The sequence below is a fragment of the Pedobacter sp. HMWF019 genome, from assembly GCF_003061025.1.
Classification (GTDB): Bacteria; Bacteroidota; Bacteroidia; order Sphingobacteriales; family Sphingobacteriaceae; genus Pedobacter.
In genome coordinates this window covers 1-9869 of the sequence record NZ_QAIL01000387.1, presented here as the reverse complement: position 1 = coordinate 9869, position 9869 = coordinate 1, and the positions used below count along the sequence as shown (strand labels likewise).

Genomic DNA, 9869 nt, shown 5'->3' with positions numbered 1-9869 from the left:
GCCTTTATTCTATAGAAATAATAGTCTTTTAAGCCTGAACGCTATCTGTTCTGATGTTTTTTAATTCAGAAATCATTTGTTCAGGCGAGTCTGCAGCAAACACCGCATTTCCGGCCACAAAAGCATTTGCGCCCGCCTCTACCAGGCTGGCAAGATTATGTGTACCCACTCCTCCATCCACCTCAATAATCAATTCCGGATTTAAATTTAAAGCCATAGCCCGCAATTCTCTTAATTTATTCAATGTATTTGGAATAAATTTCTGGCCGCCAAAGCCTGGGTTAACCGACATGACCAATACCAAGTCAAGATCAGGAAGAACTTCTTTCAGCAAACCAACAGGGGTATGCGGATTAATAGCCACGCCTGCCTTACAACCTGCCAGATGAATAGACTGGATAGTACGATGTAAATGTACACAAGCTTCATAATGCACGGTAATATGCGAAGCGCCCGCTTCTGCAAAACGTTCAATATACTGATCCGGGTTAACAATCATCAAATGCACATCCAAGGGTTTCTTCGCATGCTTTTTAACCGCTTCCATAACCGGAAAACCAAATGAGATATTTGGCACGAAAACGCCATCCATTACATCTACATGAAACCAGTCGGCTTCGCTGGCGTTGATCATTTCTATATCCCGCTGAAGATTACCAAAATCTGCAGCAAGTAAAGAAGGTGCTATTAAATGGTTCATAAAGGTAAAGATAATCAAAACCTGTTTTAAACCAAAAAACCCTGCAAAAAGCAGGGTTTTAAATGATATTTAAACAAAAGACTAAGCAGGTTTGTTTTCTGTAGCCTCTGGTTTTGGTGGACGAGGCATTAAAGCTTTTCTGGAAAGCTTCATTTTACCTTGTTTGTCTACGTCTAATAACTTAACAGTTACTTTATCACCTTCTTTGAACACACCGTCCATCGTTTCTAAACGTGTCCAATCAATCTCAGAAATGTGCAGTAAACCATCTTTTCCTGGCATAATTTCCACGAAAGCACCAAATGGCATAATTGATTTTACTTTACCTTCGTAAGTTGCCCCAATTTCTGGTTTAGCAGCAATGGCATTGATACGGCCAACAGCAGCATCAATAGCAGCTTTATTATCCGCAAATATTTCTACGATACCTTTGTTTCCAACCTCTTCAATAGAGATCGTAGCACCGGTTTCTCTCTGCATTTCCTGGATGATTTTACCACCTGGGCCAATTACAGCTCCAATAAATTCTTTATCGATAGTTAAAGAAACAATACGAGGCGCGTGATCTTTGTAATCTTCACGAGGTTGCTCAATCGTTTTCTTCATTTCATTCAGGATATGTAAACGGGCCTCATTAGCTTGTTTCAAGGCAGCGGTTAACACTTCCCATTTCAAACCATTGATCTTTAAGTCCATTTGACAAGCAACAATACCTTTTTCAGTACCAGTCACTTTAAAGTCCATATCTCCTAAGTGATCTTCATCTCCTAAGATATCTGAAAGGATTGCATATTTACCTGTTTTCTCATCAGTGATCAATCCCATAGCAATACCTGATACAGGAGCTTTGATTTTAATACCGGCATCCATCAGTGCAAGTGTACCTGCACAAACTGTTGCCATAGATGATGAACCGTTAGACTCCAGGATATCAGAAACAATACGGATGGTATATGGATTTTCTTCCAGTCCAGGTAATACTTTCTTTAATGAACGCATTGCAAGGTTACCATGTCCAATCTCACGACGGCCAGCACCTCTGTTAGGACGAACCTCACCAGTAGAGAAACCAGGGAAGTTATAGTGTAACAGAAATTTGTTGTAACCATTGATGAAAGCTCCATCAATCATTTGCTCATCATCTTTAGAACCCAGAGTTACTGTAGTTAAAGATTGGGTTTCACCACGTGTAAATAATGCAGAACCGTGAGCAGAAGGCAAATAACCAACTTCACTCCAGATAGGACGTACTGTACGTACATCACGTCCGTCTAAACGCATACCTTCATCTAAAACCAGATTTCTGATCGCGTCGTATTGTACATCATGGAAATACTTCTTAGTTAAGAAACTGGTTACTTCATCAACCTCTTCACCTAAAGTAACTTTAAATTCATCCAGGATAACTGCAAATTTCTCTCCACGCTCGTGTTTAGAAGTCTGGCTTTTAGCTACAGCATAAACTTTATCATAAGTAGCAGCATATACCTGATCTTTTAACTCAGGATTACTGTCTTCATGAGAATACTCACGCTTAACTGTTTTACCCACCAATTCAGCTAATTCTTTCTGTGCCTGAACCTGAACGATGATTGCTTTGTGTGCAAATTCAATCGCTTCAACCATTTCGATTTCGGAAATCTCGTCTGCTTCACCTTCTACCATTACGATATCCTTTTCAGTACCCGCAACAAGGAAGTCAATAGTTGCACGCTCTAAATCACTTACATAAGGGTTGATCACCAATTTGCCATCAATTCTGGCCACACGTACTTCCGAGATTGGTCCGTTAAAAGGAATATCTGAAACTGCGATAGCAGCAGAAGCCGCCAAACCAGCCAAACAATCTGGCATTATATTTTTATCAGACGAGATCAATGTGATCATCACCTGGGTATCAGAGTGGTAATCTTCGGGGAACATTGGACGCAAAGCACGGTCTACCAAACGAGAGATCAATACCTCGTAATCCGATAATCTTGCTTCGCGACGTAAGAAACCGCCAGGAATACGTCCTGCAGCAGCATACTTCTCCTGATAATCTACTGATAAAGGTAGAAAATCAACACCTGCCTTAGCACCTACTGTAGAAACTACAGTAGCCAATAACATGGTATCGCCCATTCTGACAACGACAGAACCATCTGCCTGTTTAGCTAACTTTCCTGTTTCGATTTCAATTGTTCTTCCGTCACCCAGATCGAACGATTTTTTTATTACATTCATTTAAAACTTGTTGTGGTATGTTTTCCTCTTTCTACACACCGGATTTATGTGGTTATTTTATTTTTAAAGTAAAAAAGCCATCCCTATAGAATGGCTTTTAATGATATAAGTACTTTTATTTGATGATATCTCTAAGCTGTAAAGCCTTGATGATAGCACGATAGCGACCAATATCTTTTTTGAATAGATATGCCAAAATACCACGGCGTTTACCTACCAGTTTTTGAAGAGCCAGCTGAGTAGAAAAATCCTTACGGTTTTTCTTTAAGTGCTCTGTTAAATGCGCAATACGATACGTAAATAACGCTACCTGACCTTCTGCAGAACCAGTATTGGTTTCTACTTCGCCGTGTTGTTTAAAGATTTCGGCTTTCTTTTCTTTACTTAAATACATTTCTTGAATGATACTAAAGTGTTTATAAATTAATTAATTGGACGCAAAGATAGTGTAAGTTTTGATGATAAGCAATAATAACTCATTCATTTCTGTTACTTTTGCAAAAAAGATTTTTCATGGAAAAGACCGGCTACAGCATATTTGAAAGCGAACTGAAAGTGAGACCCGATGACATCGATATGTTTAACCACGTGCACAACAGCAAGTATTTTGACTATGTACTGGCCGCAAGGTACGAACAAATGGAAAAATTCTACAAAATGCCCATGGAAGACTTTCTTAGGAGCGGCTATGGCTGGGTAGTAAAAACAGCTTATGTAGATTTCAAACGCCCTTTAATCCTGGGAGATGTGATCGCCATCCGTACCGGAATTTTAACCATCAACGAAAAAGGCTGTCGGGTGCAATTTGAAATTGAGAACAAACGCACTAAAAAGATTGCTTCCGATGGTTGGTTCGACTATGTCATGATTGACATCAGTACCGGCAGAGGCTGTAAAGTCAGTGAAGAAATGATCAAAACCTATAGCGTTTAGTACTCAGGCAACTGCAATCATAATATTTTTAGCTATTTAGAAAATATTCTTGCAATTCAATTCCAATATCGCTTATATTTGCTAGCTAACAAAACCGCAAAACAATGAAGGTATTTGCAGTCCGTTTGAGGTTCTAAAACCGAGGACTCCCCTTTTCCGATAAAAACATAGCTCAGCAAATCCTGCTGACAGCGGTTAATATTTCACATTTTTCCCTTTTTTTATGCCAAAACATCAAACAGCTGCCCAAAGCAAGCTATTTAGAATATTTACACTTTTAAAACAAGCCCTTAATGGCGAAGAATTAGACTATACCCAAGGAAGCATCAGAAGAGCCCTCCTCCTACTGGCTATACCTATGATGCTGGAAATGGCCATGGAATCCATCTTTGCTCTGGTAGACCTTTATTTTGTAGGTCACCTGCACAACAGCAGCCACGCTATCCAAACTGTTGGACTTACAGAATCTGTACTCACCATTATTTATTCCCTGGCCATCGGGATGAGTATGGCCGCTACCGCAGTAGTAGCCAGGAGAATCGGAGAAAAAGATCCTGCTGCTGCTGCCAAAGCAGGTATGCAGGCCTTGATCATCGCCATAGCCCTGAACATCGTCATTAGTATAGCCGGATTTATCTTTGCTGCAGACCTGCTGCTTTTTATGGGCGCATCAACCGAAACCGCCAGACAGGGCACACCTTTTATGCAAATCATGATGAGCGGTAGTATAGTGATCATGCTGTTGTTCCTGATCAACGGAATTTTCAGAGGCGCCGGAAATGCAGCAATAGCGATGAAAAGTTTATGGCTGGCCAATCTTTCTAATATTGTCCTTTGCCCTATCCTGATTAATGGGCTGGGCCCTATTCCAGCCTTCGGACTTACTGGAGCAGCTATGGCTACTACAATTGGTCGTGGTATCGGCGTACTGTACCAGATATACCATTTAACTGGAGGAAAAAGTACTCTTAAAATCAAGATTTCCTATTTCAAACCGCACTGGGCACAAATAAAATCACTGTTAAAAATAGCAACCCCCGGTATCTTTCAGTTTGTGATCGCATCTTGCAGCTGGATCTTTCTGGCACAGTTGGTGGCTACTACTGGAGGAGACCATGGCTCAGCGGGTTACCAAACAGCATTAAGGCTCATGATGTTCTTTATGCTCCCGGCCTGGGGAATGAGTAATGCTGCTGCAACACTTGTGGGCCAAAATTTGGGTGCAAAAGAAGTACAAAGGGCACAACAATCCGTTTTAAAAACCATAAAATACAGTATGATATATATGGGTTCGGTGATGGTGCTAACTTTTGCAGGTGCTCAATTCTTTGTCGACTTTTTCACCAACGACCCACTCATCCAGAACGTCGCTATACAAGCCCTGCATATCCTGAGCATAGGTTATATATTTTATGGTATAGGAATGGTACTGATGAGTACGTTTAACGGAGCCGGCGATACCTGGACACCAACCTGGATCAACTTTTTTGGGTTCTGGTTGTTTCAGATCCCACTGGCCTTCGTTTTAGCCAAACATTTTGAACTCGGGCCAACAGGCGTTTTTATAGCTATTCCAGTAGCAGAAACCGGAATAGCCCTGGCCAGTTTCGTTTTGTTTAAACGAGGCAAATGGAAAACGGTCAAAGTATAAATGCCACTCCAACAAAAAGGCCTTCTATGTAAAACTATAGAAGGCCTTTTTTATAAAAGATCTTAGCCGATGGTTTCTCTAATCAGTTTGGTATAAAAATCATTCAGTTTCATTCCAGCAGCAGCAACCTGTTGCGGTATAAAACTGGTAGCCGTTTGACCCGGAATCGTATTGATCTCAATAAAATAGAAATCACTTTCATCTCCCTTAAGGATAAAATCAATCCGGACAACACCCCTGCAATTCAACTTCCGGTACACATCAGCTGCAATCTTCTCCACGCGCAGTCGTGTCTCCTCCCTGATTGGTGCAGGTGTGGTTTCCTTGGCTACACCAGGCGTATATTTTGCTTCAAAATCAAAAAACTCTTTCGCTGTTTCCACTTCCGTAACCGGAAGCACGGTAATTTTTCCATCTAACTTTACAACACCAACTGTAAACTCCCTCCCAGCAATAAACTCTTCAATCAAAATCTGGGAATCTTCCTGAAATGCCCTGTCCAATGCATCCTTCAAATCATACTGGTTGGTTACCTTACTCATACCAATACTGCTTCCTCCATTATTCGGTTTTACAAAATAGGGAAGCAACAGATCTTTCTTAATCTGGTCAAGCTGATACGGACCATTCTTAAATATCTGCGCAGATTTAGCCACATGAAGCGAATCAATACCTTGAACAATAGCTTTTGTATAGCCTTTATTCATCGTAATGGCCGATGTCAGTGCATCACAAGTGGTATAGGGCAAGCCCAGCATATCAAAATATCCCTGTAATTTACCGTCTTCACCAGGAGATCCATGTATTGCAATAAAAACGCCGTCAAATTTCACTTTCCGCCCTTTAATGTTCACAGAAAAATCATTCCGGTCCACTTCTATCTTCACCGAATCGGCCGGCTCATAAAACCAGCCCTGCTGGGTAAGCATAATCTTATACACCTCAAATTTATCTTGATCGAGGTTTTGAGCTATTGTTGCTGCACTTTTAACAGACACCACCCATTCTCCGGTAGTGCCTCCTGTAAGTAATGCTATTATTTTCTTCATATCGTTCTTTTAAATCTTAGTCACCCACAGGTAATTCTTCCACAAAGCCCAATTTATCAGCATTTATGTCGTTTTATCTAAAGTCCTGGAGCTAATCCAGAAACCTTAAAGATGACACCCAAAAATATAAATTAGTTCATGCAGATGTTATTTAAATTCCGATAAAATATTTTTTTAGTCTATTTTTGGAACAAATACATTCGAACATAAGAAAACTCAATGAGCAAGTTCATTACCTATCTAAAAACTAAATCCTTTAGAAACAACCTTATTGCTGCTATTTTCACAGTGGTTGCCATTCTATTTATTGCATTCTTCAGCTTAAGATATTACACCAAACACGGACAAGGCTTAAATGTTCCTGCTTTAAAAGGGCTTTCCTTTAACCAGGCAGTTAGTAAACTTGAAGATCTTGGTTTGCGTTATGAAGTAGACTCCGTATACATTATGGACAAACCTCCGGGAATCGTGATCGATCAGGATCCGGATGCGAACACTTTTGTTAAAGACAACCGGACCATATACCTTACTATCAATACGGCCCAGGCCCCAAATGTTAAATTCCCTGACATTGAATCCAAATCCCTGCGGGAAGTTCAACCTACACTAGAAAGCTTTGGCTTGAAAATTGGTGATACAACTTATAAAGCTGATGTAGCTAAAGATGTGGTGTTGCAAGCCAATTTTGGAGGAAGACCTTTAAAACCAGGAGATATTTTACCAAAAGGTTCCAGAATAGACCTTGTATTAGGAGATGGGAGAGGTAATGAAGAAGTAGACATTCCCAACCTGCTTGGATTAACCAAAGACGAAGCCAGGTTCTCCTTGAAAGGCGCTATGCTCATGCTGGGCAATATCACCTACGAAGGCACGATTACAGACAGCGCAAATGCGGTAATTGTGATGCAGACACCAGTACTTTCAGATACCTTAACTAAAGTAAAAATTGGTACGCCAATAAACATTACCCTATCAAATAAACAGAATTAGAACTCCATTTTATAATATATATGAGCAGCGAGAAAAAGAATGCTACCGCGAAAACCAAAATTATTTTAGCCGTAGTTTTAATTTTAATAATAATAGGTGGATTTTTTGGCTTAAAATTCTACAAAATATACTTCGCCCCCAACGTAACTGAAAAGGAAAAGTTTCTATACATCAGAACAGGCGACAACCTGGAAAACCTGGTAGAAGAGATCAAGAAAAAAGATATTTTGACAGACCTGAACTCTTTCAGTGAGGCAGCGGCAAAGATGGACCTGACAGACCGCATTAAACCCGGTCGTTATAAATTATCAAAAGGAATGAACAACCGGAGCCTGATCAATAAAATTAAATCAGGAAACCAGGATCCCGTTAAACTGAAATTCCAAAACATACGCCGTAAGGAAGAATTTGCAGGCTATCTTGCCAAAAAATTGGAGGCAGACTCTCTGGCCTTTATCCATGTACTAGATTCTGCTGCCCTGGTTGAAAAATACGGTTTCAATACAGACAATATCTATACGATGTTTATCCCAAACACCTACGATATGTACTGGAACACCACTCCTGTTGAGTTTTTTGAAAAAATGCAAAAGGAATACGTTAAGTTTTGGAACCCTGAACGGAAAAAGAAAGCAGAAGCTCTAAAAATGACACCAATCCAGGTTACAATCCTTGCCTCTATTGTAGACGGAGAAGCTATTTTTGATAAAGAGATGCCCATCATAGCCGGACTATACATCAATAGGCTAAATAAAGGAATTCTCCTGCAGGCCGATCCTACAGTAATCTTTGCCAACGGCGATTTCACAGTAAAAAGAGTAACAGGTGCCCTTTTAAGGGTCGATTCAAAATACAACACCTATAAATACGCTGGATTGCCTCCGGGACCAGTTATGATGCCAAGCATTAATGCCATCGATGCAGTACTGAACAAAGACAACAATGATTACCTGTACATGTGTGCCAAAGATGATTTTTCCGGTTATCATAATTTTGCTGTAACCAAAGAACAGCATGAAATTAACGCTAAGAAGTATAGAGACGCCCTAAACAAACGTAACATATTCAGATAGTTTCGCAATAACATAGGTCAACAAGAGCAGATCTCTGATGTATTTTGTACATTGGTAAGATCATGATGAAATATTAAGTTTAATTAATGGAATGGGTACACCGGCATTTATTAAAAATAAGGCTCTATGCCTTGTTTATTGAATGGACAAAAGTTTATATACTTCCTGGGTTTAGTCCTATCCCGCTTTACACTGTTGCTTCTTTTTTTTTAAAGGAAATACAAAAAGAGGCCTTAGTCAATAAAGCCTCTTCCCTGGCTTATAATTTTATGCTGGCTATATTTCCAGGCATCATCTTCCTGTTTACGCTGATTCCTTTCCTACCCAACGGCTTTCAGGATCAACTCATGTCTTTAATTGAATTGATCTTGCCTCATAAAGCTTTCGATGCCTTTGAAACAACTCTAACCGAGATCATCAAGAAACAGAATGGCAAATTGCTTTCCTTCGGTTTTATAGTCTCTGTATACTTCGCTACCAACGGCGTGCATAACCTGATGATCGCTTTTAATAAATCGTCTCTTATTATCGAAACCAGGAGCTGGTTAAAAAGAAGATTGATTGCCTTCGTACTGACCTTGGTTATTTTTATTTCCATCATTATCTGCATTGGCGCAATGACTATTGGCGAGATTGCCCTGAACTATATAAAAAACGGCCTGCATATTAAAGGTAACTTTATGTATTACCTTATTCAGCTTACCAGATGGGCACTTTTGGGTGTTTTATATTTTGTCACCATTTCCATTCTCTATCGTTATGGACCTGCACACGCCAAGAAATGGCGGCTTTTTAGTGCCGGCTCCTGGCTAGCTACCATACTTGCCTTTCTTACCATTTGGGGGTTTTCCTTTTACATTAATCATTTCGGTTCTTACAACAAAGTGTATGGTTCCATAGGTACCCTAATTGTAATTATGATCTGGCTGTATTTAAATTCCTTCATTTTACTCATGGGTTTTGAACTCAATGCAAGCATTGACCTGTCCAAAAGAAGCGTTAAGATCATCCGGCCAAACTTCAATTTGTTCAAAAAAACCTCTTCTACAGACTAAAAACAGGTGTAGAATAAAATTTTTCTAACTCTGTTTTAACAAGTTATCAATTTTACGTTAAAAAAATTAATATCATAATTTGCAAAACCAGACGGTATTTGTACTTTTGCGCCGGAGAGTTGGCAGAGTGGTCGATTGCGGCAGTCTTGAAAACTGTTGAGTGTAATAGCTCCGGGGGTTCGAATCCCTCAC

The 9869-nt window shown here is 39.9% G+C and carries 9 protein-coding genes; 5 read left to right on the top strand and 4 right to left on the bottom strand.

Annotated features, from left to right (window positions below; all coding sequences use genetic code 11):
- Window positions 1-28: 28 nt before the first annotated feature.
- From rpe to rpsO, 3 genes are all read right to left on the bottom strand, one after another.
- Window positions 29-700, bottom strand: a complete 672-nt coding sequence (rpe, locus tag DBR11_RS21165) for a ribulose-phosphate 3-epimerase (protein WP_108554611.1) — start codon at window positions 698-700, stop codon at window positions 29-31.
- Between the two features lie 81 nt (window positions 701-781).
- On the bottom strand, window positions 782-2926 hold the full coding sequence (gene pnp, locus DBR11_RS21160) for a polyribonucleotide nucleotidyltransferase (protein ID WP_108554610.1): 2145 nt from the start codon (window positions 2924-2926) through the stop codon (window positions 782-784).
- A 115-nt stretch (window positions 2927-3041) separates the two neighbouring features.
- Window positions 3042-3320 (bottom strand): 30S ribosomal protein S15, encoded by a 279-nt coding sequence (gene rpsO, locus DBR11_RS21155; RefSeq protein WP_108554609.1) that lies wholly within the window; start codon window positions 3318-3320, stop codon window positions 3042-3044.
- A gap of 119 nt (window positions 3321-3439) precedes the next feature.
- Here rpsO and DBR11_RS21150 point away from each other — a divergent pair, with 119 nt between their 5' ends.
- Both DBR11_RS21150 and DBR11_RS21145 read left to right on the top strand, forming a co-directional pair.
- Window positions 3440-3859, top strand: coding sequence for a thioesterase family protein (locus DBR11_RS21150; RefSeq protein ID WP_108554608.1), 420 nt, complete (start codon window positions 3440-3442; stop codon window positions 3857-3859).
- A gap of 223 nt (window positions 3860-4082) precedes the next feature.
- Window positions 4083-5510, top strand: a complete 1428-nt coding sequence (locus DBR11_RS21145) for an MATE family efflux transporter (RefSeq protein ID WP_108554607.1) — start codon at window positions 4083-4085, stop codon at window positions 5508-5510.
- Between the two features lie 62 nt (window positions 5511-5572).
- Here the strand turns inward: DBR11_RS21145 and DBR11_RS21140 are convergent, their stop codons facing one another.
- Window positions 5573-6559 carry a D-alanine--D-alanine ligase gene (locus tag DBR11_RS21140; protein WP_108554606.1) on the bottom strand — a complete coding sequence of 329 codons (987 nt, stop codon included), beginning with the start codon at window positions 6557-6559 and terminating at the stop codon, window positions 5573-5575.
- A gap of 219 nt (window positions 6560-6778) precedes the next feature.
- On the opposite strand from DBR11_RS21140, the gene DBR11_RS21135 reads away from it, so the two are divergent.
- The 3 genes from DBR11_RS21135 to DBR11_RS21125 all read left to right on the top strand — a co-directional run bounded on the left by DBR11_RS21135 (window position 6779) and on the right by DBR11_RS21125 (window position 9677).
- The gene (locus tag DBR11_RS21135; RefSeq protein WP_108554605.1) at window positions 6779-7549 is read left to right on the top strand and encodes a PASTA domain-containing protein; all 771 of its coding nucleotides are present in this window, start codon (window positions 6779-6781) and stop codon (window positions 7547-7549) included.
- Window positions 7550-7569: 20 nt separating this feature from the next.
- The gene (gene mltG / locus DBR11_RS21130; protein ID WP_108554604.1) at window positions 7570-8622 is read left to right on the top strand and encodes an endolytic transglycosylase MltG; all 1053 of its coding nucleotides are present in this window, start codon (window positions 7570-7572) and stop codon (window positions 8620-8622) included.
- A gap of 86 nt (window positions 8623-8708) precedes the next feature.
- Complete coding sequence (locus tag DBR11_RS21125; RefSeq protein ID WP_108554603.1) at window positions 8709-9677, top strand: YihY/virulence factor BrkB family protein; 969 nt, start codon at window positions 8709-8711, stop codon at window positions 9675-9677.
- The last annotated feature ends 192 nt before the right edge of the window (window positions 9678-9869 follow it).

Excerpts from the sequence above, each read along its gene's own strand:
- rpe (WP_108554611.1), bottom strand. The coding sequence starts at position 700 with ATGAACCATTTAATAGCACCTTCTTTACTTGCTGCAGATTTTGGTAAT.
- pnp (WP_108554610.1), bottom strand. The coding sequence starts at position 2,926 with ATGAATGTAATAAAAAAATCGTTCGATCTGGGTGACGGAAGAACAATT.
- rpsO (WP_108554609.1), bottom strand. The coding sequence starts at position 3,320 with ATGTATTTAAGTAAAGAAAAGAAAGCCGAAATCTTTAAACAACACGGC.
- DBR11_RS21150 (WP_108554608.1), top strand. The coding sequence starts at position 3,440 with ATGGAAAAGACCGGCTACAGCATATTTGAAAGCGAACTGAAAGTGAGA.
- DBR11_RS21145 (WP_108554607.1), top strand. The coding sequence starts at position 4,083 with ATGCCAAAACATCAAACAGCTGCCCAAAGCAAGCTATTTAGAATATTT.
- DBR11_RS21140 (WP_108554606.1), bottom strand. The coding sequence starts at position 6,559 with ATGAAGAAAATAATAGCATTACTTACAGGAGGCACTACCGGAGAATGG.
- DBR11_RS21135 (WP_108554605.1), top strand. The coding sequence starts at position 6,779 with ATGAGCAAGTTCATTACCTATCTAAAAACTAAATCCTTTAGAAACAAC.
- mltG (WP_108554604.1), top strand. The coding sequence starts at position 7,570 with ATGAGCAGCGAGAAAAAGAATGCTACCGCGAAAACCAAAATTATTTTA.
- DBR11_RS21125 (WP_108554603.1), top strand. The coding sequence starts at position 8,709 with ATGGAATGGGTACACCGGCATTTATTAAAAATAAGGCTCTATGCCTTG.